Source organism: Chitinophaga rupis (assembly GCF_900109685.1).
Lineage (GTDB): Bacteria > Bacteroidota > Bacteroidia > Chitinophagales > Chitinophagaceae > Chitinophaga > Chitinophaga rupis.
This window is the reverse complement of the sequence record NZ_FOBB01000001.1, coordinates 786,300-809,908: the sequence shown is the minus strand read 5'-3', so window position 1 is coordinate 809,908 and position 23,609 is coordinate 786,300. Positions and strand designations below refer to the sequence as shown.

The 23,609-nt window shown below is 47.4% G+C and carries 20 protein-coding genes; 13 read left to right on the top strand and 7 right to left on the bottom strand.

Annotated elements, in window-relative coordinates; all coding sequences use genetic code 11:
- Positions 1-326 precede the first annotated feature (326 nt).
- The 5 genes from porK to BMZ54_RS03115 all read left to right on the top strand — a co-directional run bounded on the left by porK (position 327) and on the right by BMZ54_RS03115 (position 5,986).
- Positions 327-1,628, top strand: coding sequence for a T9SS ring complex lipoprotein PorK/GldK (porK, locus tag BMZ54_RS03135; protein ID WP_238386476.1), 1,302 nt, complete (start codon positions 327-329; stop codon positions 1,626-1,628).
- 125 nt (positions 1,629-1,753) lie between these two features.
- The gene (gene porL / locus BMZ54_RS03130) at positions 1,754-2,491 is read left to right on the top strand and encodes a type IX secretion system motor protein PorL/GldL (RefSeq protein WP_238386475.1); all 738 of its coding nucleotides are present in this window, start codon (positions 1,754-1,756) and stop codon (positions 2,489-2,491) included.
- 60 nt (positions 2,492-2,551) lie between these two features.
- On the top strand, positions 2,552-4,087 hold the full coding sequence (porM, locus tag BMZ54_RS03125; RefSeq protein ID WP_089906681.1) for a type IX secretion system motor protein PorM/GldM: 1,536 nt from the start codon (positions 2,552-2,554) through the stop codon (positions 4,085-4,087).
- Positions 4,088-4,240: 153 nt separating this feature from the next.
- A complete protein-coding gene (gene porN, locus BMZ54_RS03120) occupies positions 4,241-5,290 on the top strand; it encodes a type IX secretion system ring subunit PorN/GldN (RefSeq protein ID WP_089906680.1) in 1,050 nt (349 codons plus the stop codon).
- Between the two features lie 120 nt (positions 5,291-5,410).
- A complete protein-coding gene (locus BMZ54_RS03115) occupies positions 5,411-5,986 on the top strand; it encodes a DinB family protein (protein WP_089906679.1) in 576 nt (191 codons plus the stop codon).
- Positions 5,987-6,141: 155 nt separating this feature from the next.
- Here the strand turns inward: BMZ54_RS03115 and uvrC are convergent, their stop codons facing one another.
- The 4 genes from uvrC to gpmI all read right to left on the bottom strand — a co-directional run bounded on the left by uvrC (position 6,142) and on the right by gpmI (position 11,790).
- Positions 6,142-7,953, bottom strand: coding sequence for an excinuclease ABC subunit UvrC (gene uvrC, locus BMZ54_RS03110; RefSeq protein ID WP_089906678.1), 1,812 nt, complete (start codon positions 7,951-7,953; stop codon positions 6,142-6,144).
- An 8-nt stretch (positions 7,954-7,961) separates the two neighbouring features.
- Positions 7,962-8,540, bottom strand: a complete 579-nt coding sequence (locus tag BMZ54_RS03105; protein WP_089906677.1) for a hypothetical protein — start codon at positions 8,538-8,540, stop codon at positions 7,962-7,964.
- 273 nt (positions 8,541-8,813) lie between these two features.
- Positions 8,814-10,100 (bottom strand): LVIVD repeat-containing protein, encoded by a 1,287-nt coding sequence (locus tag BMZ54_RS03100; RefSeq protein WP_089906676.1) that lies wholly within the window; start codon positions 10,098-10,100, stop codon positions 8,814-8,816.
- Between the two features lie 166 nt (positions 10,101-10,266).
- Complete coding sequence (gene gpmI / locus BMZ54_RS03095) at positions 10,267-11,790, bottom strand: 2,3-bisphosphoglycerate-independent phosphoglycerate mutase (protein WP_089906675.1); 1,524 nt, start codon at positions 11,788-11,790, stop codon at positions 10,267-10,269.
- A 325-nt stretch (positions 11,791-12,115) separates the two neighbouring features.
- On the opposite strand from gpmI, the gene BMZ54_RS03090 reads away from it, so the two are divergent.
- The 4 genes from BMZ54_RS03090 to BMZ54_RS03075 all read left to right on the top strand — a co-directional run bounded on the left by BMZ54_RS03090 (position 12,116) and on the right by BMZ54_RS03075 (position 14,864).
- The gene (locus BMZ54_RS03090) at positions 12,116-12,646 is read left to right on the top strand and encodes a DUF4783 domain-containing protein (protein ID WP_162277457.1); all 531 of its coding nucleotides are present in this window, start codon (positions 12,116-12,118) and stop codon (positions 12,644-12,646) included.
- Positions 12,647-12,749: 103 nt separating this feature from the next.
- Positions 12,750-13,598 (top strand): carboxylating nicotinate-nucleotide diphosphorylase, encoded by an 849-nt coding sequence (gene nadC / locus BMZ54_RS03085; protein ID WP_089906673.1) that lies wholly within the window; start codon positions 12,750-12,752, stop codon positions 13,596-13,598.
- A 41-nt stretch (positions 13,599-13,639) separates the two neighbouring features.
- The gene (locus BMZ54_RS03080) at positions 13,640-14,521 is read left to right on the top strand and encodes a diacylglycerol/lipid kinase family protein (protein ID WP_089906672.1); all 882 of its coding nucleotides are present in this window, start codon (positions 13,640-13,642) and stop codon (positions 14,519-14,521) included.
- A 10-nt stretch (positions 14,522-14,531) separates the two neighbouring features.
- Positions 14,532-14,864: a translation initiation factor gene (locus tag BMZ54_RS03075; RefSeq protein WP_089906671.1), complete on the top strand. Its 333-nt coding sequence runs from the start codon at positions 14,532-14,534 to the stop codon at positions 14,862-14,864.
- 93 nt (positions 14,865-14,957) lie between these two features.
- Here BMZ54_RS03075 and BMZ54_RS03070 read toward each other — a convergent pair whose 3' ends face one another.
- Together BMZ54_RS03070 and BMZ54_RS03065 are read right to left on the bottom strand one after the other, a co-directional pair.
- The gene (locus tag BMZ54_RS03070; protein ID WP_089906670.1) at positions 14,958-15,947 is read right to left on the bottom strand and encodes an aldo/keto reductase; all 990 of its coding nucleotides are present in this window, start codon (positions 15,945-15,947) and stop codon (positions 14,958-14,960) included.
- A 99-nt stretch (positions 15,948-16,046) separates the two neighbouring features.
- Complete coding sequence (locus BMZ54_RS03065; protein WP_089906669.1) at positions 16,047-16,979, bottom strand: helix-turn-helix domain-containing protein; 933 nt, start codon at positions 16,977-16,979, stop codon at positions 16,047-16,049.
- A gap of 382 nt (positions 16,980-17,361) precedes the next feature.
- On the opposite strand from BMZ54_RS03065, the gene BMZ54_RS03060 reads away from it, so the two are divergent.
- Positions 17,362-18,909: a glycosyltransferase family 39 protein gene (locus tag BMZ54_RS03060; protein ID WP_143080888.1), complete on the top strand. Its 1,548-nt coding sequence runs from the start codon at positions 17,362-17,364 to the stop codon at positions 18,907-18,909.
- A 480-nt stretch (positions 18,910-19,389) separates the two neighbouring features.
- Here BMZ54_RS03060 and BMZ54_RS03055 read toward each other — a convergent pair whose 3' ends face one another.
- Positions 19,390-20,193 (bottom strand): biotin--[acetyl-CoA-carboxylase] ligase, encoded by an 804-nt coding sequence (locus BMZ54_RS03055; protein WP_089906667.1) that lies wholly within the window; start codon positions 20,191-20,193, stop codon positions 19,390-19,392.
- Between the two features lie 262 nt (positions 20,194-20,455).
- On the opposite strand from BMZ54_RS03055, the gene rsfS reads away from it, so the two are divergent.
- From rsfS to BMZ54_RS03040, 3 genes are all read left to right on the top strand, one after another.
- The gene (gene rsfS / locus BMZ54_RS03050) at positions 20,456-20,809 is read left to right on the top strand and encodes a ribosome silencing factor (RefSeq protein WP_238386474.1); all 354 of its coding nucleotides are present in this window, start codon (positions 20,456-20,458) and stop codon (positions 20,807-20,809) included.
- A 141-nt stretch (positions 20,810-20,950) separates the two neighbouring features.
- Entirely contained in the window at positions 20,951-22,954 is a 2,004-nt protein-coding gene (gene ftsH, locus BMZ54_RS03045) for an ATP-dependent zinc metalloprotease FtsH (RefSeq protein WP_238386473.1), read from the top strand.
- A gap of 6 nt (positions 22,955-22,960) precedes the next feature.
- Entirely contained in the window at positions 22,961-23,596 is a 636-nt protein-coding gene (locus tag BMZ54_RS03040; RefSeq protein ID WP_089906664.1) for a LutC/YkgG family protein, read from the top strand.
- The last annotated feature ends 13 nt before the right edge of the window (positions 23,597-23,609 follow it).

Sequence of the window (23,609 nt, the reverse complement as noted above, 5' to 3'; positions counted from 1 at the left end):
GAACAATTGAAGAAATGGTGGCGAGTTCATATAATAAAATGTTAAAAATTGCGTTTAATGTAAGTACCGTAGGGTTGTATGTAGAATTGAAAAAGTTGTGCGAAAAGTAACTACGGATTAAAAATAATTATTACATTTGCTATCTTGCACCAATTCGGATGTGGAAAACTATATGTCAATAAGTTTTTTAGAGATATATAGACGACCGTCTGACCCTGGAAAAAATTGAATTAATTACCAGATGAAACGAGCATATTTTGTTGAATTTACAAGAGGAGAACGCCGCGAGTTCCATCTTACCTTTGAAAAAGACCTAAATGTTTCAGATGAAAGCTACCCTTATGAAGCTTAATTATTCAAGTGGTCTGTTCGCTGTATTGCTGGTGAGCCTGCTGGCGGCCAGCTGTGGAGGTAGTAAAACCCCCAAGAATGCACAAGGGCAACTGATAGGAGTGAGCCCCAGACCGAGGTATTTTCCTCCTGTACCTTACGGAATGGTGTATGTGCCTTCCGGAACCTTTCACATGGGACCCAGTGACGAGGATGTGAACTACGCGTTCACCGCCCGTAACAAGTCTATATCCGTTTCAGGGTTCTATATGGATGCTACGGAAATCACGAATAACGAATATCGCCAGTTTGTGAACTGGGTGCGTGACTCTATAGCCCATATACTCATGGGACATGTGAAAAAAGATGGCGACCAGGATATTATCGACTGGAAACAGAAGATCAACTGGAAGGACAAGGCAACCTATGAAAAGATAGATGCCATGATCTACTCTCCGGAAGACCGCCTGTATAATAAAAAGGAGATTGACGTGTACAAGCTCCTTTACCACCAGGAATCCTTTAACTGGGATGCCGCCAAGCTGCGCGAGAACAAGGGTAAGCCCCGTTCTACGTTCATTGTAAAGAAAGATGTTCAGATCTATCCCGACACTTTGTGCTGGATCAGGGACTTCTCTTACGCTTACAATGAGCCCATGACGCGTATGTACTTCTGGCATCCTGCCTTTGACAACTACCCGGTAGTAGGCGTAACCTGGCACCAGGCCAGCGCTTTCTGCGAATGGCGTAGTAAGTTCTGGGACGACTACCGTAGCTCTAAGAACCTGTTCACGGAAGATAAGTTCCAGCTGCCTTCAGAAGCCCAATGGGAATATGCAGCGCGCGGCGGCAGGGAACAAACACCATACCCCTGGGGTGGTTATTATATCCGCAACAAAAAAGGCTGCTTGCTGGCTAACTTTAAGCCGGGCCGCGGTAACTATCCGGAAGACGGTGGTTTCTACACAGTACGTGCAGATGCTTACTGGCCTAACGACTACGGTCTGTACAACATGGCTGGTAACGTAGCAGAATGGACACAGGACATTTTTTACGAGAACTCATATTCTTTCACCTCTGATATGAACCCTTACCTCAGAATGGATATACCGGATGATGCCGCACCCAAAATGAAGCGTAAGTCAGTAAGAGGTGGTTCCTGGAAAGATATCGGTTATTTCCTGCAAACAGGTACCCGCTCTTTCGAATACCAGGATAGTGCTAAGTCTTATATTGGTTTCAGGTGTACCATAGCATTCCTGAGCCGTTCTAAGAATGACTTCAATAAGAAGAAGTAAAATTATTAGCCATGTATAGATTGAGAGACCTGACGATGATGTACACAGTATGCAAATCTTTGAGCAATAACTATTCCTTAACAACAACTTTAACCTTTAACCAGATTAAATTTTAACCTATGGCTATGAATCCTAACAAGGCGAAATGGTTGAACTTTTTTGTATGTATTGCAGCCTCCGTGGTGATCATTGGAGCATTATTTAAGCTGCAACACTGGAAGGGCGCCGATATAGCCCTGATCATGGGATTGAGTGTAGAAGCACTGATCTTCTTTGTGTATGCTTTTGTACCGGACAGCTCTGCGTCTCACGCACCTGCTGAAGGAGTGGCTTATGCCGGTCATCCCGCAGTATCCGGATTAGACAAGATGTTACAGGAGGCCGACATTACGCCTGCTAACCTGCAACGCCTGAGTGAGAATTTCCAGAAACTGGGAACCACTGTGGACAAGATGAGAGATATCAGCGACGTGGTAGCAGCCACCGGTGATTACACTCAGAAAACAAGAGAAGCTGCCAACGCAATTGGTAGTGTAGCAGTTGCTTACACCACCGCTGCATCTGCAGTATCTTCCTTCAACAGCGCATCTGAATCCACCAGGCATTTCCATGAGCAAATGCAGGGCATGACCAAAAACCTGGCTTCCCTGAATGCTATCTACGAACTGGAGCTGCAGGATACCAATAACCACCTGAAAGCCATGAACAATTTCTACAGAAATCTGTTAACGACTTCTCAGGCTATGAGCGCCAGCGTTGATGATGCTAAGAAAACACAGGAACAGATCACTCTGTTGGCTAAAAATCTGAGCAACCTCAATACCATCTATGGTAACATGTTGAGCGCAATGCATGGAAGATAAGGTAGACCATAATTAGTTTTCACACACAATCTAAGACAATCATTAAATCGAAAACGAGCTATGTCACTACCAAAAGATCCAAGGCAGAAGATGATCAACTTCATGTACCTGGTCTTAACAGCCATGCTAGCATTGAACGTCTCTGCCGAAATATTAAACGCATTCAATATCGTAAATAACTCTATCAACACCTCCAATAAATCAATCACTGATAAGAACAATATTACTTACGACCAGTTTGAAAAGCAAATGGCGGAGAATGCTGCAAAAGTAGGCCCGCTGCGCGCTAAAGCACAAGAAGTAAAGAAGCTTTCCAGTGATATGTTTACGTATATCGAAACTTTGAAAGAAACGATTATACGGGAAAGTGGTGGACGTGATGAGGAAGGGAATATCAAATCAAAAGATAACCTGGACGCTCCCACCCGTGTGATGGATAACCAGAAGAAAGGTCCTGAAATGGAAAAAGCGCTGAAAGAGCTGCGCGAGAAGTTCCTGACCTTCGTGGATCCTAAGCTTAAAGCTCAGTTTGAAAAAACTTTGCCTTTAAGAATAGAAGTAGGTAAATCATCCGGCCATGACGATGGTGTGCCTAAAACCTGGACCACTTACCACTTTAACATGGTGCCTACCATTGCGGCAGTAACTATCCTGGGTAAGTTCCAGAACGATGTGAAGAACTCTGAGTCTCTGATCATCGACGACCTGTTCCGCCAGATAGACGCACAGAACTTTAAATTTGATAAAGTACGTCCGTTCATCTCTCTGAACTCTAAGAACCTGATGGAAGGTCAGACACTGACTGCACAAATCGCCGTAGGCGCTTACAGCAGCACTGTAAATCCTACCATCGTGGTAAATGGTCAAACCATAACCGCTTCTGAAGGCCTGGGTACTTTTACTATGCCGGTATCCGGCATCGGTGAAAAAACAATCGCCGGTACTATTACCCTGCCTAAACCTAACGGTGAACTGGAATCTTATAACTTTAATGAGACCTATAATGTAGGAGCTTCTACTACTTCAATTTCTGCTGATAAAATGAACGTGCTGTATATAGGGTTACCGAATCCTATATCCATCTCTGCCGCCGGCGTACCTGCTGAAAGCGTAAATGCTTCCATCAACGTAGGTAACATCCGCAAACAGGGTGCAGGTAATTATATCGTAACAGTAACCAACCCGGGCCGCGCCATCATCAATGTGGTAGCTAACGTGGATGGTAAATCCAAAAGCCTTGGCAGCAAAGAATTCCGTGTAAAAATGATCCCTGATCCGGTACTGAAGGTAGGGGTGAATAAAAGCGGTATCATGAAAGCAGCCGACTTTAAAGTACAGGGTGGTTTAAGAGCTGACCTGGAGAACTTTGAATTTGAAGGTGTGAAGTATGATGTAGTGAGCTACCGTGTAGGTATTGAGGCCCGTGGCCGCGACTACGTAGAAGGTGAAGCTAACTCAGCTTACTTTCCCAGCAACGTAGTAAATGCAGTACGTGGCTTACGCGCCGGTGACCAGGTTTACTTTGATAACGTAAAAGTAAAAGGTCCGGATGGTATTGTACGAAACATGGGTAACACTTCGTTTAAATTAAACTAGACATAATTTTAGATTTACGATTTACGATCCTAGATTTAATGGAAGAGCGGTGCACCACCGGCTTTATTGAAATCTAAGATCGTAAATTCAGGATCACAAGTCCCTCCTGGAAATCTAAAATCGTAAATCTGAGATCGTAAATTTTAATTGCTTATGCGAGCAGTAATATTTAAAAGAATAACCTGGTGTGCCTTATTGATGGTTATAATAGGTACAGAAGCGCAAGCGCAGCGCAGAGGTGGCAGCACCCGTCGCCGCACAGCTACTGATGCCTCTCAGCCAGCAACCAACACCCCTGACCCTAATGCAGTAGTGAATCCCGCTACCGGCAATTCAGTTGCACCGCCTGCAGCTCCGGCTACAACCGATGCAACACCTTTACGCCCGGATGGTGTGGGGAGCCCGGTGGTAGATACCCCGCGCAAATCACTGCGTGTTGATGGTGTAACCGCCAAAAACTCTGTAAGGGACCGTACGCCTATTGCTTACGACAACATCCGTGAGGATGATAAGTTCTGGGAAAAACGTATCTGGCAGGTGATCGACATCCGTGAAAAGATGAACCTTCCCTTCCAGTATAATGTGGAAGATGAGCAGGGGGTAAACCAGTTGTTCATTAACATATTGCTGAACTCAATTAAGAATAACGAAGTACAGGCCTTTGACCCGATCGATGACCGCTTTAGCACACCGATCTCTTACGCTCAGATCCAGACAAAAACGAGCGGTGAGGAAAGAACGGTACGCAGCATAGATCCGGTTACCGGCGAAGAAAAAATGGTAACTACCCGCGATGAATTTGATCCGCGTACTATTGTACAGTACAAGATCAAAGAAGTATGGGTGTTCGATAAGGAAGCCTCTGCTTTAAAGGTACGTATCCTGGGTATCGCACCGATGGTATCCCGTATCAATGAAGATGGCTCCCTGCGCGCTTCTATACCGCTGTTCTGGGTGTACTACCCCGACCTGCGTCCGGTGCTGGCAAAGTATGATGTGTATAACCAGAATAACGATGCCGCATCCATGAGCTGGGAAGACCTGTTTGAAATGCGCTTTTTCACCAGCTTTGTTATAAAAGAGAACAACGCGTACAACCGCGAGATCAAAGATTATATCAAAGACGGTACCATGCGCCTGCTGGAAGGACAAGCTGTTAAAGACAAGATCTTTAACAAGGAACAGGACCTTTGGCAATATTAATAGCATAGCCTACATCATTATAAAAGACTGTAAAGGTCACAAGGTTTGATAACACAAGCCTTGTGACCTTTGCAATTTTAAACCTGTATATTTGCCGCATAAACCCCAAATTTCCTCAACATGCCAGCCATATTTAACAGTACTGAGCTGCTGGACCAATTGCAGTATAAGGTAAGCCGGCTATTAACACAGGTAGCAGAAGATCTGGCGCATTTACCGGCACCCGTTTTACAATTACCGCCCGACCAGCATAAATGGAGCGCCATTCAATGCCTGGAACACCTTAACATTTATAGCCGTTATTACCTGCCACAGCTGGCCAAAGCTATACAAACCGCACAAGCACACCAGCAGGCAGCTACCCCGCAGTTTAAAAGCGGATGGCTGGGAAACTGGTTCACCGGTATTATGGAGCCCAAGCCTAATGGCAGCCTGCCTATGCGCATGCAATCCCCTAAAAGTGCACGGCCGGCAGCTACCCCGGACGTAACCAGCGTAATGAATGAATTTATAAGCGGGCAGCAGCAATTGCTCTTGCTGTTACAGCAGGCGCACTCCGTGAACCTGGCGCAACCCAAAATACCCACTACTTTAAGTAAGCTGGTAAAATTTTCCTTAGGCGATACTTTCCGCTTTTTTATAGCGCATGAGGAGCGGCACGTATTACAGGCACTGCGCGCGGTGGGACCCTGTTAAATTAATAATGAATAATTAAGAATTAATAACCGCAGTGAAGTACAACAAGTGATGGCACAGCTTTTCAGAGGCATGCAGTGTGATAACTATGTATTCTATAGTAATGGTTTCTCCGTGATTATTAATTATTCATTCTTAATTATTAATTGTATCAATTAAGCCTCGCCAGGATGGAAATGCTGCCAAACCAGCTGGGCTTTGGCAGCGCCGATCTCTTTAACCAGCTCGTCTTTGGGCAGCTGTTTAATGCGGTTAACGGAGCGGAAGGTTTGCAGCAGCTGTGTGGCGGTATTTTCACCAATCCCTTTAATGCTTTCCAGCTCATTCTTAAAGGTGCCTTTGCTGCGCTTTTGCCGGTGAAAGGTAATGCCAAAGCGGTGCACCTCATCACGCACGCGGCGTATCAGCTTCAGGCTTTCACTGTTAAAGGGCAGCTTAATACTTTCTTTATCGCCGGGGAAAAATATTTCTTCTTCATTCTTGGCCAGGCCTACGACCGTCATGGAACCAATAAGGTCCAGCTCGCGGATGCTTTCCATAGCAGAGCCCAGCTGCCCTTTACCACCATCTATGATCACCAGCTGGGGCAAAGGCTGCTGCTCGGTTAACAGGCGCTTATAACGCCGGAAAACCACCTCTTTCATGGAGGCAAAATCATCAATGCCCTCTACGGTCTTTACATTAAAATGCCGGTAATCTTTTTTAGAGGCTATCCCATCTTTAAACACCACGCAGGCGCTTACAGGGTAGCTGCCCTGGAAGTTGGAGTTATCAAAACACTCAATATGCGTAGGCAACACCGGCAGCTCCAGGTCGGCCTGCAGCTGGTACAGCACCTTTTTCTTTTCCTCATCTGTTTTGCCTTCCAGGTGCAGGATCTTTTTCTTATACAGCTCTTCCTTAAAGTAGTTCACATTCTTTTCAGAAAGATCTAGCAGCTTCTTTTTATCACCGCCTTTGGGTACGGTAAGGGTTACATTTTCTTCCGGGAAATCAACGGCAAAAGGTACAATGATCTCTGCCGTCTGGCTTTTAAAGGCATCGCGTAGGTAAGCCATAGCGTATACCAGTACTTCCTCATCGGTTTCTTCCAGCTTCTTTTCCAGCGTAACGGTTTTGGTATCTGCAATGCTGCCGTTCAGCACCCGCAGGTAGTTTACGTAAGCATGGTTACCATCGCTCAGGATAGAAAATACATCCGCATGGCCCATGCGGTCGTTTACGATGGTGGAGCGGGCCTGGTAGGCCTGCAGGCTGGCTATTTTTTTCCGCAGTATTTCTGCCTGCTCAAACTGCATATTACCGGCGCATTGCTGCATTTGCGCACGGAACATGTTCAGCACCGGGGTAAGGTTACCTTTCAGAATGTCTTTTACCTGCTGCAGGCCGGCGCGGTAATCCTCTTCCGTTTGCAGGCCTTCACAGGGGCCTTTGCAGTTGCCCAGGTGGTATTCCAGGCATACTTTGTATTTGCCCTTCCGTACGTTCTGTTCCGACAGGTTCAGATTGCAGGTGCGCAGGGGAATGTTATAACGTATTACTTCCAGCAGCTCCCGTACCCGCCCTACGGATGTAAAGGGGCCCAGGTATTCGGAGCCATCGCGGATAATGTTGCGGGTAAGGAACACCCGGGGAAAAGCTTCGTGCTTTATAATAATGTAAGGATAGGTTTTATCATCCTTCAGGTTAATGTTGTACTTGGGCTGGAACTGTTTAATGAGCGAGTTTTCCAGCAAAAAAGCATCCTGCTCTGAATTTACAATGGTAAACTCAATATGGTGAATGCTTTGTACCAGCTTGCGGGTCTTAAAGCTGTCGTGGTTCTTTACAAAATAAGAGCTTACGCGCTTGCGCAGGCTTTTGGCCTTACCCACATAAAGCAATTCCCCGCCTTCATCGTAATACTTGTAAATGCCGGCCTGTATGGGTATGGTATGTGATATTTGCGAAAACTCCGCTGCTGTCATTTTCCGGTTCAGTTTTTTGGTGCCATCAGCACTTTAACATCCAGCTCACGGGGCTGCAGAAAAGCTATTTTTTGCAGGGTGGTGATGCGGATGCTTTTAAGGTGCTGGTAAAACAGGTTTTGCTGGTATTCATACACCAGGTTGCGGGTACTTTTATGGATGTTTACAGTGGCAATACGGCCTTCCCTGTCCAGGTTCAGGATAATCTGCTGCGGGCTGGTGCCGGGCTCACGGGCCGTGAACATCACAGAGCTGCTGCCGTTTATCAGGTCCGGGATGGTATCTGTACGGTAGGCATCCTGTAAGGAGGGTTTGTTAATATCCACATCCATAAATGGTTTTAACAGGTGATGCACCTGTGTGCTGTCCGGCGCCAGGGTGGTACTGTCCTGCTGCCCGTTCAGAACTACACTTTTATGCAGCTGTAACCCGCTTTGCTGCAGCAGGCGGGCCTCCTTTTCAAAATATGCTTTCAGATCACTGTGCGTGCCGTTATGGATAGCCGGCTGTTGGCGGCCGGGGTTACAGGCCAGCAGGGTTATAGCCGATAGGGCTATATACAGGCGCCTGTATGGGTTTATTTTCATGCCGCAAAATTACTAAGAAACCAAGTATCATACGTTTTTTAAACAGGCGCCTTTGCCTGTGGAGGCTTACAAAACAAATACTTATCGATGGCAGGGGCTTAAAAAAGTAATGCGCCGTGAAAACGGCGCATCTGATGCATGAGCAAATCTGTCGAGAGCACTAAAAAACATAAAACGGATCACCCGATAAAAGAGTTACTCTTTTTCATAAATAATTATTAATTATATGCGTTGCCACACCGCTATGGTGCTTATTCTTATCAAGTATTCGGATTAATGTTGGGTGGTCATGTTAATCCGGCTCAGGAACTTAGGCGCTACCATGCTGCTGTAATCATACTGGTATAACCCGTCTTTTGCCGTTACCAGCAATACCTTTCCGGTAGGTATTACATCATACGCCTCAATATTTTTCAGCTGCTTAAAGGTTTTAATATTCTGCGGATCGCTGGCATCCATGAAGCGCAGGCCGTTAGCGCCTTCGCATACGAACAACCTTTTACCGTCTATACCCAGGCCATAAGGGCTGCTCATGGGATAGGTTTTAATAAGGGTAGGATTGGTCATATCCTTTATGTCCAGCACATCCAGCTGGTTGCTAAAACCGCCGCAGGCAGTGCCGCCGCGCAGGGTTACATAAGCGGTGGTATTTTCTGCCACCACGGGGTCGCAGCTGTTTACATGGCCAAAAGCGCCTTTCCTTTTGAGGTTCGTAGGTTCGCTTGCGTCATAAATGAACATGCCGCCGGTGGAGCCTATCAGCAGGGAGCCGTTAAAGGGAAAAATAGTTTCCAGGCCGCCGGCTACCGGTACTTCCACTTGTTTTACAGGGGCAGCAGCGTTCTGGATACCAAACACCTGCAGGCTCCAGGTACCTACCGTGTACAGGTAATTGTTCATAAGCGCAAACCGTGCGGTAGAGCCGCCTTTGCCCAGGGCCACTACGGAAGATTTACCGGCAGAGCTGGCGTTTAGCGCAAACGACATAGCATCGTTCAGGAAAATAGGCCCGTTACCCACTGTGCAGGGGGCTTTTACTACCGTATCCCTGGTTTTGAAATCCACTATCAAGCTATCCAGGTGTGTAGTGTCTGCCTGGATGGTGTAATAGTTATATACCCGTTGCGGAAATACATCCTGCACACGGTTGCTTTCCTTTGCTGCCAGCGGATTGCTGATGTCTACTGCCAGCAGGTCCATATAACTGTCGGCATACAGTATGTTGCCGTTCACAGCCATATCCACATTGCCCGGAATGTTGATGAAGGCTACATTATTGGGGGCCGATGGGTTGCTGTTATCAATAATGTGGATGCCCTTGTTCAGCTCATTGAGGAAAATGTATTTACCATACAGGTATATTTTGCCGGCAGTTTCAATGGGCTGTGGTCCTTCACTTTTGAAGGAGGCCCGCATGTTCTTCAGGGATTCATATACCGGGGTATAGATGGTATAGCGGTAAGTGGTATTGCAGTAGTCGTCCTTTTGACAACCGGCTATAGTGAGCATGGCTGCAACCAGGCAAGCTGCCATCAGCAGTTTGTAGAGTACAGATCGCATAGGGGTAAATGTTTTTGTAAAAGTAAAACGGAGGGAAGGGGGGAAAGTTACAGGGGGATGTGTAAATATGCAGATGAGGGGACGGCCGGTGTGTTCGGATGTAAAAAAAATGTGCAGATAAATACAGCGTATTGAACCGCTTTAATTCATCTGCACATTTACATATTTATACCAGCAGGTTGCCGGTCATTTCCTTCGGTACGGGCAGGCCCATGAAATGCAGGATGGTAGGAGCTATATCGCCCAGCTTACCATCTTTCATAGCGCCTTTAAAATCATTACTGATAATGAATAAAGGCACCAGGTTCAGGGAGTGCGCGGTATTGGGCGAGCCATCGGGGTTCACCATAAAATCAGCGTTGCCATGGTCTGCGGTCAGGAACACGGTATAACCATTGTTCAGCGCAGCGGTTACCACCCGTTCTACGCAGGTATCTACCGTTTCTACCGCTTTAATAACGGCCTGCCATACACCTGTATGGCCCACCATATCGGCATTGGCAAAGTTCAGGCAAATAAAGTCGGCCGATTTTTGATCAATCTCTTTCACAATGGTATCCGCTACCTGGAAAGCGCTCATCTCCGGCTGCAGATCGTAGGTGGCTACTTTGGGAGAGGGGATAATGAGGCGGCGTTCGCCATTAAATTCTTTTTCCCGTCCGCCGGAGAAGAAGAAGGTCACGTGCGGATATTTCTCCGTTTCTGCTATACGGATCTGGCTGCGGTTGTTTTGTTCCAGCACCTCGCCCAGCGTCATATTCAGGTTATCGTTCTCAAATATTACATACACCCCTCTGTAGGTTTTATCGTACTCCGTCATGGTGGTGTAGTGCAGGTGCAGCGGGTGCATATCCTGCTCGGGAATGGCCTGCTGACTAAGCACCTGGGTTATTTCGCGGCAACGGTCTGTACGGAAGTTAAAGCACAGCACTGCATCCCCTTCCTGTATAGTGGCCAGGGGCGCTAATTGCGCATTGGTAACAATAATGGGTTTAATAAACTCATCGGTCACCCCTTCTGCATAAGATGCTTTTACAGCTGTCAGCGGGTCCTGCGTAGGCGTGCCGGTGCCATGCACCATGGCATCGTAGGCCAGCTTTACGCGTTCCCAGCGCTTATCGCGGTCCATAGCGTAATAGCGGCCGGTAATGGAGGCCAGCTGCCCGGTAGTATTGGTCAGGTGCACCATCAGGTCTTCCAGGAAACCTAAGCCACTCTTGGGATCCGTATCCCGCCCGTCTGTAAAGGCATGGATGAATACATTGGTAAGGCCCTGCTGTTTGGCTATTTGTGTTAATGCTTTTATATGGTTAATGTGGGAGTGCACGCCGCCATCGCTCACCAGGCCTATCAGGTGTAATGCCTTGTTGTTGGATTTGGCATAGTTAATCGTATCCAGCAGCACTTTATTCTGTGCCAGTTCTCCATTGCGGGCGGCTACATTAATGCGCTGCAGCTCCTGGTAAACAATACGGCCTGCGCCTAAGTTCAGGTGGCCTACTTCCGAGTTGCCCATTTGCCCTTCCGGCAGGCCTACGTCTTCCCCGCAGGTTATAAGCCTGCTATGCGGGTATTTATTATATAAGCTGCTTACAAAAGGCGTTTTTGCGTGAGATATGGCATCTGCCGCGGGTACCTGCCCCAGGCCCCATCCATCCATAATAACCAGAATGGCTCTTTTAGTTTCCATGATTCTTTGAATTAGGTTTGATCCAACAAGGGGGTGAAAGTACTCATAATGACTTGAATCCCCGCATATTTTCTGCAAAATTAACGTTCACTAAAATGCGGCCGGCCTTTCCTTAAAAGAGAACATATTAAAAACGTAGTTAAATCTTACTAAAACGTTATATATTAATATATTTGCAATGGTTAGTTGTTGTATGCTACAACGATAATTGTATTTTAACAACCTGTTAGCAATCTGGCATAGTTTTGGCACAGCTGGGGTTGTCGATAATTCTTATTGAAATAACCATGAATCCGGCATGGCAAATAAACAGAAACATTTTCTTATGAAACCGAGCATGATAAAGACAGAGGGAGGGGTACAGCGAGGTTCCATTTTACTGTCACCAGATACATATACGATTGGGCAGGCGCCCGCTGAAAAGGCCGGGCAGCACTGGACCAGGTTCATGTACGTATTGGCTATACTGTTACTGGGAGGCATTGTTACAATGTTCTCCTTATCCGCACGTCCGTTAAAAGGCCAGGTAGCTGGTCCTTTTGAAGATGTGGTAAGCGCTATTAAGCAGGGTGATGCGGGAAACCTTTCCCGTTACCTGGATAATACTGTAGAGATCAATATTGCCGGCCGTTCTACTTCTTACAGTAAAGCGCAGGCAGAGATCATTTTAAAGGACTTTTTTTCCAAGAATCAGGTTAAATCTTTTGAACTGCTGCACCAGGGCGAGGCCGGTGGCGGCTCCCGCTATGGTATTGGCAATATGGTTACCGGAGGCGGTAGCTTCCGGACTTCCTTTTTTCTACAGAAAAAGGGCAGTTCGTTAGTGTTGAATGAGCTGCGGTTCGAGAGTAAATAATCCCATTCATCTTAATATAATTTGAAAAACCTTGGTGCCTCCGTACAAATTACGGAGGCACTCTTTATTTTTGGGGCCGCAAACACCAGGAAATACTGACGGTATGATACAAGAGACAGCGTTGAATAACCTGATAAGAAGTGCTTTAGCTGAAGATATTGGCAACGGGGACCATAGCACTATGGCCTGTATACCCCCTACCGCTAAGGGTAAGGCAAGGCTCAAAATAAAGGAGCAGGGCATACTGGCCGGTATGGAGGTAGCGGAAGCTATTTTCCGCCAGCTGGATATGTTCACTGTTTTTACTCCCTATAAAAAGGATGGCGATCCTATGCAACCCGGCGAAACTGCTTTTGAGGTGGAAGCGGCTGTGCATACCCTGCTGATGGGCGAACGCCTGGTATTGAACTGCATGCAGCGTATGAGCGGCATTGCCACCCTTACCAAACAGTATGTTGATAAGCTGAAGGGCTACCATACCCGCCTGCTGGATACACGTAAAACCACCCCTAACTTCCGCCTGCTGGAAAAAGAAGCTGTGCGCATTGGCGGTGGCGTAAACCACCGCATGGGCCTGTATGATATGGTAATGCTGAAAGATAATCACATTGACTTTGCAGGCGGTATTACCGCTGCTGTAAATAAAACCATTGCCTACCTGCAGGAGAAAAAGCTGAACCTGCAGATAGAAGTGGAAACCCGTAGCCTGGATGATGTGAAGGAAGTGCTGGCCGTAGGCGGCATACACCGTATTATGCTGGACAATTTCAGCCCGGAGCAGATACCGGCCGCGCTGGACCTGATACAGGGGCGTTACGAAACAGAAGCTTCCGGCGGCATTAGCCTTGCTAACGTGGACGCCTATGCGAAAACAGGGGTTGATTTTGTTTCTGTAGGGGCTGTGATACACCATGCAGTTAGCCTGGATCTGAGCCTGAAGGCAGTAGAGTAAGTGTGCATTTGCACACGTTTTTGACTGGTAAAAAATAACATTTGAGAAAGATCCTTTTCATTATTAACCGCAAAGCAGGCACTGACCGGGAAAAACTTCTGGAAGATGTGATACGCCAACACCTGCCGGCGCCGGAATTTTCAGTGAATATTACCCACCTGGCTTACCTGGGGCATGGTACGCACCTGGCGCAGGAAGCTGTACAGCAGGGAGTGGATACGGTGGTGGCTGTAGGAGGTGATGGTTCCATTAACGAGATTGCGCAGGGCCTTATTGGCAGCCAGACCGCGCTGGCGGTAATACCGCTGGGCAGCGGCAACGGGCTGGCCCGGGCTTTAAAAATACCGCTGAATGTACATAAGGCGCTGCAGGTAATAGTACAGAACAAGCGCGGCCCTATTGATGCCGGCTATGCCAATGAACACCTGTTCCTGAGCAATGCCGGTGTAGGTTTTGATGCTGTGGTGGCCGATAAGTTCCGCCATACCAAGAAACGCGGCTTGCAGGGCTATGCCAAGCTGGTGATACAAACTTTCAGAGAATATAAAGGAGATAATTATACCATTAACATAGACGGTAAAACGCTGGACCGGCCTGCATTTTTGCTGAGCGTGGCCAATGGCAACCAGTTTGGCTATGAGTTTAAGCTGGCCCCTGACGCCAGCGTATTTGACGGCCTGCTGGATGTGTGTATTGTGCCACCAGTAAGCTTTTTAGGACTGTTGCCTTTAAGCATTTACTCCCTGCTGGGCACTGTGCACAAAACAAAATACATGCAGCACTATACCGGGGAATATATTACCGTAAACAGCCCGCGGCTGGCTTACCTGCAGGTAGATGGAGATGCCGTACCTTTGACAAGTAAGGGAGAAGTGCAGTTTAAGGTAGTAAAAGCTGCGCTGCAGGTTATACTGAATAATTAATTTTAACGCTATGTCAAAGAAGAAGCATAACCCCGGCGGGATCGTGTATTCCACCAATCCGGATTTTTCTTTTGAGCCGGACCAGCCTTCCGAAGAAGCTACCCTGCCGCCTGCGCAGCAAAAGCTGAAAGTGAAGCTGGATACGAAACAGCGCGCCGGTAAAGTAGTAACCCTGGTAGATGGTTTTATTGGTACGCCAGCCGACCTGGAGCAGCTGGGCAAAGACCTGAAAACCAAATGCGGTACCGGCGGCAGCGCCAAAGACGGGCAGATATTAATACAAGGCGATTATAAAGATAAAGTGCTGAAGTGGCTGAAAGATTGGGGATATAAGGCTGTGTAACGCTAAATGCCTAATGCTAAACGCTGAAAGCATAACGTCTGCAACAAAACATAATCAGCGTTCAGCATTTAGCATTCAGCGTTTAGCCTGGTTCTAATGATTTACCATCTTCATCATATACTCCGGATACCTTGCGCCGGCAATGGCTGTGGATTGCAGAATGTTGCGCAGCTCTTCCAGCTCAGAAGCGCTGAGTGTAATGTCGGCCGCAGCCGCATTTTCCTGTAAATATTTTCTGCGTTTAGTGCCGGGAATGGGAATAATATCCTGCCCCTGCGCCAGCAGCCAGGCCAGTGATAGCTGTGCGGTGGTGCTGTTCTTTTCCTTAGCCAGTGTTTCCAGCTTTTGCACCAGTTGCATATTCTGCTGCAGCTCCTTTTCCTGGAAGCGGGGCAGTGAGCGGCGGAAATCACCTTCCGGCAGCTGGGAAAGATCTGTAGTGCCGGCGCTTAATCCCCTGCCCAGGGGGCTAAAAGCAATAAGGGATATGCCCAGCTCACGCGTGGTAGCTAAAATATCCTGCTCTACTTCACGTGTCCAGATGGAGTATTCATTTTGCAATGCTGAAATAGGGTGCACACTGTGCGCTTTGCGGATAGAGGCTACAGATGCTTCTGACAGGCCCAGGTACCGCACCTTGCCTTCCTTTACCAGGTTGGCCATGGCGCCTACGGTTTCCTCGACCGGTACATTCGGGTCTATACGATGTGCATAATACAGGTCTATTACATCTGTTTTCAGGCGCTGCAGGCTGGCTTCACAGGCCTGCTTTACATAAGCGGGCGAACCGTCAAAAATAGTATTGCCATCCTTATCCAGCTTAAAGCCGAATTTAGTGGCCAGGAACACCTGTTTACGTTTGGTGGCTAATACTTTTGATAACAATGCTTCATTCTCTCCCTGCCCGTAAAAATCGGCCGTATCCCAAAAGTTCACCCCCAGCTCCAGGGCATATTCCAGGGTAGCTATAGACTCGCTTTCATTCCGCTCTTCGGCATTGCCATAGGCATGTGACATACCCATACAACCCAGGCCAATGGCAGATACCTGCTCTCCTGTTTTTCCTAATATTCTGTATTGCATAACATTGAAATTTTTGAGACCATAAAATTAGAACAGCGCCCCTTTCCAAAATTGTAGAACGCAAAGGAATTATTGCAGGCAGCAAAGAAAGGGCCATGATCAGCTGATCCGGAACAGGTGGGGCGACTGTCCGGCCTGGCTCTTGAAGAAATGGGTAAAGTTGCCCGGCTCTTCAAAGCCCAGGCTCCAGGCAATGGCTGCAATATGCCAGTCGGTATGCAGCAGCAACAGCTTTGCTTCCAGCAATACGCGGTGGCGTATATGCTCACTTACGGTACGGCCCGTAACCTGCTTTACAGTAGCGTTGAGGTGGTTGGGGTGTACGTTCAGCAATTGCGCATATTCACGGGCAGTACGTATGGTAAGCTGCTGTGCCGGTGTTTCTATGGGAAACTGTTTTTCCAGCATATCTGTAAAGCGCTGCGCCAGCATTTGGCCGGCGTTTAAGGGAATATGTGTCTCACTCGCCTGCATGCCTATACGTTTTGCTTCCAGCAATAATAGCTGCAGGTATATCAGGATGGCTTCTTCCCGGTAGGCAGCAGTATCATTATACTCCCGTATCAGCTGCTGGAAAATGGTTTGCAGGGTATTTACCTGCGCAACTGTTAAAGGCAGCACGGCATCTGCACCTACCTGGAACAGCGGGTGGCGGGTCACCTCTTCCCGGTAATGACGGTGTTTTTCAAACAGCTGCTGTGTAAATAAACAGTTGTAGCCCTCCTGCGGTGTATCTGTTTCCCAGATCTTGGTTTCTACAGGATTGGTGAAGATGAGCACCGGGCCATTAATAACATACTGTTTTGCACCCAGCATTAAACGGCCGCTGCCTGCGGTTACCAGTGTTATCTTGTAATAATCGCGCCGGCTGGAGGTACAATGTGTTTTGCAGGGCATATCATGGCGGGAGTGTACTACTACATTGCCCCGCTCAGGTATAAGGGGTGTATTGGGATACTGCACCAGCATATCGCCCCTGAAATTTTCCAGCTTTTCTGTTTTATATATCGTTGTATTTTTTTGTGCAGGCATATACCAAAGTTAAGCATATGAAAAATGGCAGAAATGTTTTTCGGGCCAGGTGGCTACTATGTTTTTAGATAGGATGTTTATGTTTCATATCAGGTTTTATAAAGAACTGTGTGAAGCAAGATTTGAAATAGCGTTGCAATTTTATTTTTGATTATTTAACAAAGAATTCACAAATTGATTTACCGTTATCAACCAAAATCTTGTTTTAAACAAGGTTAATCTTACCTGGAAAAAGCGTCCCGGGCATACTCCGCCGGGACGTTTTTTTTATTTAGCAGCTTTCCCTGGTACAGGTTATTTTTTACGTTTGCCCGTAAGGGGTTGCCGGAAAAAACGGGTTATTGTGATTATATTGAGGCACTACCTGTTTATTCATTCTTTTATGAACACAACCCTTGCAAACCGCCGTGTGCCGCTTTATTTATTAGCCGGATTTATTGTGCTGAAAATGGTATTGCATTACTGCATTATCAACCCCGTGTATGAGCTGCACCGGGATGAGTACCTGCACCTGGATATGGCCAATCATTTAACAGCGGGTTATTTATCGGTACCGCCTTTTACGGCCTTTACATCACTGCTTATTAAATGGCTGGGTAATTCCGTGTTTTGGATAAAATTCTTTCCGGCCCTGTATGGCGCGCTAACACTGGTGCTTATATGGCGGGTGGTGGCATTGCTGGAGGGGGGCTGGTATGCGCAGGTATTAGCGGCTACGGTGTTCATTTTCTCCGCTTTTTTACGGTTGAATATGCTGTACCAGCCTAACTCTTTAGATGTGCTTTGCTGGACCTGGATCTTCTACCTGCTGATCTGTTACCGGCAAACGGAAAAACACAGCTACCTGTTATGGCTGGGGGTGGCCATCGGCCTGGGCTTCCTGAATAAGTACAACATTCTTTTTTTGGTAGTAGGATTAGTGCCGGCATTATTATTATCGCCACAGCGTAAAATATTTTTGAACAAATACCTGTACATAAGCGCCGGTATTGCGCTGCTCATAGCCCTGCCTAACATTATCTGGCAAATACGCAGCGGCATGCCGGTGCTGCACCATATGGCGGAGCTTTCGCAAACGCAGCTGGTGCATGTGCACCGCATGGATTTTATAAAAACGCAGTTCATTTTCTTTTTTACAGGTGCTTTCCTGTTTGTGGCAGGCTTACTGGGATTGCTGTTTTACCGGGCCTTCAGCCCTTACCGTTTTGTGGCGCTTACTTACCTGTTTGTGATGCTGCTGTTCACCTACCTGCGGGCTAAGGATTACTATGCACTGGGCTTATACCCGGTGTTGCTGGCTTTTGGGGCCGTGTACTGGGAGCAGCTGTTCAGGGCCAAATGGTTAAAATACATGCGGGCTGTTTGGATATTGCTGGTAGTAGTGCCTTTCCTCTACATTTTTAACATTGCGTTCCCGGTGCTGAAACCGGCTGCCATTCAGCAAAAGGCAGCCAAATTCCAGGCAGCAGGTTTATTGCGCTGGGAAGATGGTAAGAACCATGCCCTGCCCCAGGATTTTGCAGATATGCTGGGCTGGCAGGAGATGGCAGCCCTTTCCCGCAAAGCCTATGCACAGGTGCCGGATTCTGATAAACCTTATACGCTGATCATGTGCGGTAATTACGGGCAGGCCGGCGCGTTGAATTACTACAACCGGGGCCGCATACCGCTGGCATGTTCTTTCAGCGCAGATTATGTTTTCTGGTTCCCGCATTTGGACACCATCCGCTGTATTGTGCTGCTGGATGACGAGCCGGATGAGCGTGCGCACCAAGTATCCAAACAGATCATTGAGGTGGGTAAAGTACAAAACCCTTTCGCCCGGGAATATGGCACAGGTGTGTTTTTGCTGAAAGGCGTTTCGCCGGAGCTGTCAGCGAAGTTTTGGGAATGGCGGCAGGCGGCGGTGAAGAAGTTCAGGAGTTATTAGGCCGGCAGATATTATAAACTTCAAACAGGGTTATTTAACAAAGGTGTAAGCCTATATCAGGACGAGAATAGCGCCTTTTTACAGGCGCCTGAAAATAATAGCGGCAGTTGTACCGGCAAAACGCCCTGCCATCAATCAGCATCACCATACTCAATGAAAAGAAATAGCCCGGCTTTTCATCACTCAGCTCCATTACATTATGCTATAAAACAGCTCCGCAATGCGGCTGATATTCGGGCGCAATTCGGGTGCAACCCGTGCGCAATTCGGGTCAGGGTTTTGCGCTAAACCTTACAGGAATAAACCGGGTAATAAAACGGGTAGGGTTTTATGTAGGGGGGAGGGATGTCACTAGGGTTGCATAGCAATAAAAGGCCTGTTTTAGGAGGGAAGCATACCAATAGCACCCGAATAGAACTGCCATTAACCAGCATACATAACTACACAAAACGCCATGGACTATGGACCATCGGCCATGGACTACTTCGCAATCACAAATTCTACTTCGCCAAAATCAAACTGCAGCAGGGCGCCGTCTTTTTCCAGGCATAGCTTACCATCAGGCAGCACATCGCGGATAATGCCCTGGAAATACTCATCTTTTACAGGATCTAAAACCTGCGTACCATAACGTGGAATTTTAGCATTAAAATACTCCTCCCTTATACGGTATAAACCAGGTTCATTGAGGCGGAACAGGCGGCTTTTATAAGTTGCAAGCAGCTCATTATAATGGGCCGGGTGCAGCTGTTTTAACCAGGGCTCCAGGCAGGCGCACAGCTCCTTTGCCAGCTCTACGGCATCCCAGCTTTTACCGGTTATTTGCCGCAGGGATACCGGGTTGGGTAAATGCTCCGGAAACCTGGTTTGGTTAATGTTAATACCCATGCCTGTTATGGCATATTGCCATGTATTGCCACGCAGCACATTTTCGATGAGTATGCCTCCTGCCTTTCTGTCACGCCAGTAAATGTCATTGCTCCATTTGATACAAGTTTCATCGCCGGCATATTTAGCAAAGAAATCCGCCGCGCCCAGGGCTACTGCCACGCTGAGCATAAACTGCCTGGAAAGCGGCAGCCCGTTGGGTTGCAGGGCCAGGGTAAGCATTATATTCTCTCCCGGAGGTGATAACCATTGTTTACCACGCTGCCCTTTTCCGGCAGTTTGCTCCATGGCAAACCAGGCTGTACCAGGCGTTATTTGCCCTGTATTTACCTGCTCCATGGCATAGTTATTGGTGCTGTCTATTCTGTCTAAAACGTAAAATGGCTGTCCAATCACGGAAAATTCTTATTTGAATATTTTCAGCAAACAAGGCACAAAGCAAGGTTGCAGCTGATTTCTTAAAAATGAAACAATAACGGCCGAAAAGTAGTGCATTTTATTGTTTTCTTAACATTTGGACAGGGCCAGCGGGTTACTTATAAGCGTGAATTTCCCGCTTCTTTAGTAATTTTGATAATTAAAGTTTATTTTTAACAAAAACAAGAATTTATTGGCACCCTTAACCGTTCTGAGTACGAGAAAAAAAGCGCCAACGCGCTTGAGCAGAGACAGTGAGATTTTTACCACCATCATTAAGGCCATACAGGATAAAAAGGGGGAGAATGTAGTATCTCTGGACCTTCGCCAGATCCCGGAAGCTGTGGCCGATTTCTTTATCATATGCGAAGCAAATTCCAACACACAGGTAAGGGCGATTGCAGACTTTGTGGAAGAGCAGGTGCAGCTGGCAACCGCTGAGCAACCTTATAAACATGAAGGGTTTACCGCCCAGCAATGGATCCTGGTAGACTATGTGAATGTGGTGGTGCACGTTTTTCAGCCGGAAACCCGCAAGTTCTATAACCTGGAAGAAATGTGGAGTGATGCGGAGAGGCTGGAACACCTCGATTAAATTAGAAATGTATTGGGCTAAGTCCTGTCGAAAAGTTAACTATTAAGAAATAATAGTTGACGATAAAAAAAATACGAAATACATTGCAATAAACATCCGTCAAGGAGCGACTAGATTATTATGGAAAGAGGCAACAATTTTATGAAAGGTTCGGACAAATCGCCTAAGAAAGGACCCAAGTTCAATATATACTGGGTATATGCCTTTATTGGCATAGCCCTGCTGGCTATGAACTTCCTCGATTTTCGTTCACAGCCGCAAGAGATCAGCTTTCAGCAGTTCCAGCTGGATTATTTACAGCCGGGAGATGTAGACAAGCTGGTTGTAGTGAACAAGAAATATGTAGAGGTATATATCAAGAAAGAAAAGCTGAACGAACCCAAATACGAAAAAGTATCAAAAGGCCGTTTTGGAGCATCCAATCCCGGTCCGCATTTTCAGTTTAGCATCGGTAGCGAGGAAAGCTTTAAAGCCGACCTGGATAAAGCGCAAACAGCCGTGAAGACAGAGGACCGGGTAAACGTATATTACGTAGACCGGCAAAGCTGGTTTGAACCGGTGTTCCAGCTGCTGTTACCCATTATCCTCATCATTGGCCTGTGGATACTGCTGATGCGTAAAATGGGCGGCCCTGCAGGCAGCAGCGGCGGCCCCGGCGGCATCTTCAACATCGGTAAATCCAAAGCTACCCTGTTTGATAAAGGGACCCGCGTAAATATCACCTTCAATGATGTAGCAGGACTGGATGAGGCAAAGGTAGAGGTGATGGAGATCGTGGATTTCCTGAAACAGCCCAAAAAATATACTGCCCTGGGTGGTAAAATACCTAAGGGCGCTTTGCTGGTTGGTCCTCCGGGCACCGGTAAAACCCTGCTGGCCAAAGCCATGGCAGGTGAGGCGCAGGTGCCTTTCTTCTCTATGTCCGGCTCTGACTTTGTGGAGCTGTTTGTAGGGGTAGGCGCCAGCCGTGTACGCGACCTGTTTAAACAGGCCCGTGAAAAAGCACCCTGTATCATTTTCATAGATGAAATTGATGCCATTGGCCGTGCAAGGGGTAAGAATGTGATGATGAGCAATGACGAGCGCGAGAACACCCTGAACCAGCTGCTGGTGGAAATGGATGGTTTTGGTACAGACAGTGGTATCATTATCCTGGCAGCTACCAACCGCCCGGATGTGCTGGACAGCGCCCTGCTGCGCCCCGGCCGCTTTGACCGCCAGATATCCATTGACAAGCCGGACCTGGTAGGCCGCGAAGCCATTTTTGAGGTGCACCTGAAACCCATCAAAAAATCTCCCAACTTAGATATCAGAAGGTTAGCCGCCCAAACCCCCGGGTTTGCCGGCGCCGATATTGCCAACGTATGTAACGAGGCTGCTTTGATAGCTGCCCGTAAAGGCAAGAACGAAGTGGAAATGGAAGACTTTAACGACGCAGTAGACCGTGTGATTGGTGGTTTGGAGAAAAAGAACAAGATCATTTCCCCGGAAGAAAAAGAAGTAATTGCCTACCACGAAGCCGGCCACGCTATTTGCGGCTGGTACCTGGAGCATGCCAACCCGCTGGTAAAAGTTACGATTGTACCACGTGGGGTAGCAGCACTGGGTTATGCGCAATACCTGCCTAAAGAGCAATACCTGTATAATACCGAACAGCTGATGGACGATATTTGCATGACCCTGGGCGGCCGTGCAGTGGAAGACCTGGTATTCGGCAAAGTATCTACCGGTGCGCAGAATGACCTGCAGGTAATTACCCGCATGGCCTACGCAATGGTAACTGTGTATGGTATGAACGATAAGGTGGGTAACGTTTCCTTCTACGATCCTAACAGTGACCAGGCTTTTACCAAGCCTTACTCTGAGGAAACGGCTAAAATGATCGATGAAGAAGTACGCCTGCTGATAGATAAAGCATATCAGAGAACCAAAGCCCTGCTTACTGAGCGCATTGAAAATGTGAAGGTGCTGGCGCAGGAGCTGTTGAAGAAAGAGGTGTTATACCAGGCAGACCTGGAAAGGCTGATCGGCAAACGCCCTTATGATACGCATAAAGAGCACATCATCAACAAGGAAGGTATGACTACAGATGGGGTACATCCTGCAGATATCATCAACCCTTCTCCCACACCTGTTAATGCGTAATGGGATATGAAGATCTCCCCTGCTAAAGAGAATATTCTTAAACGGGTACGGAATGCATTAAGTCAGTCGGTACAGTTGCCTTTCCCTAATTCGGAAGGCAACAATTCCGTTTTTAAAACGGAGAACGAAGGGCTGGAGCTGAAGTTTGCGGAGGAATTTGCCCGTTTGCAGGGTAAGTTTATTTACTGCACCAGCAAACAGGAGCTGATGGAGAACCTGCAGGCGCTGGCCGAACATAAGGAGTGGAGCCAGGTATATTGCCAAACGCCGGCTTTACTAAAAGCGTTTAAGCTGGGGCAGCTGCCCTTTATTAATAAGGGCGATATGCATAGCGCCGAAGCAGCCATTACCGACTGTGAATATTTAATAGCCCGCACCGGTACTATGGTACTGAGCGCGGCACAGCCATCAGGCCGGGCATTGCCGGTATATACGCCGGTACACCTGGTAATAGCTTATACGCACCAGCTGGTGTTTGACCTGAAAGATGCCATCAACCGCTTAAAGGATCGTTATAACGGGGAGCTGCCTTCGGCCATTTCCTTTGCAACAGGTCCCAGCCGTACGGCAGATATTGAAAAAACACTGGTAGTGGGCGTGCATGGCCCCAAGGAAGTATACGTGTTCCTGGTGGATGAATAGGATAGAACATATT

Coding starts and splice junctions, on each gene's coding strand:
- BMZ54_RS03060 (WP_143080888.1), top strand. CDS start 17,362: ATGAACACAACCCTTGCAAACCGCCGTGTGCCGCTTTATTTATTAGCC.
- uvrC (WP_089906678.1), bottom strand. CDS start 7,953: ATGACAGCAGCGGAGTTTTCGCAAATATCACATACCATACCCATACAG.
- porN (WP_089906680.1), top strand. CDS start 4,241: ATGCGAGCAGTAATATTTAAAAGAATAACCTGGTGTGCCTTATTGATG.
- ftsH (WP_238386473.1), top strand. CDS start 20,951: ATGAAAGGTTCGGACAAATCGCCTAAGAAAGGACCCAAGTTCAATATA.
- BMZ54_RS03105 (WP_089906677.1), bottom strand. CDS start 8,540: ATGAAAATAAACCCATACAGGCGCCTGTATATAGCCCTATCGGCTATA.
- BMZ54_RS03100 (WP_089906676.1), bottom strand. CDS start 10,100: ATGCGATCTGTACTCTACAAACTGCTGATGGCAGCTTGCCTGGTTGCA.
- nadC (WP_089906673.1), top strand. CDS start 12,750: ATGATACAAGAGACAGCGTTGAATAACCTGATAAGAAGTGCTTTAGCT.
- gpmI (WP_089906675.1), bottom strand. CDS start 11,790: ATGGAAACTAAAAGAGCCATTCTGGTTATTATGGATGGATGGGGCCTG.
- BMZ54_RS03040 (WP_089906664.1), top strand. CDS start 22,961: ATGAAGATCTCCCCTGCTAAAGAGAATATTCTTAAACGGGTACGGAAT.
- porL (WP_238386475.1), top strand. CDS start 1,754: ATGAATCCTAACAAGGCGAAATGGTTGAACTTTTTTGTATGTATTGCA.
- BMZ54_RS03090 (WP_162277457.1), top strand. CDS start 12,116: ATGAAACCGAGCATGATAAAGACAGAGGGAGGGGTACAGCGAGGTTCC.
- BMZ54_RS03075 (WP_089906671.1), top strand. CDS start 14,532: ATGTCAAAGAAGAAGCATAACCCCGGCGGGATCGTGTATTCCACCAAT.
- porK (WP_238386476.1), top strand. CDS start 327: ATGAAAGCTACCCTTATGAAGCTTAATTATTCAAGTGGTCTGTTCGCT.
- BMZ54_RS03115 (WP_089906679.1), top strand. CDS start 5,411: ATGCCAGCCATATTTAACAGTACTGAGCTGCTGGACCAATTGCAGTAT.
- BMZ54_RS03070 (WP_089906670.1), bottom strand. CDS start 15,947: ATGCAATACAGAATATTAGGAAAAACAGGAGAGCAGGTATCTGCCATT.
- BMZ54_RS03065 (WP_089906669.1), bottom strand. CDS start 16,979: ATGCCTGCACAAAAAAATACAACGATATATAAAACAGAAAAGCTGGAA.
- porM (WP_089906681.1), top strand. CDS start 2,552: ATGTCACTACCAAAAGATCCAAGGCAGAAGATGATCAACTTCATGTAC.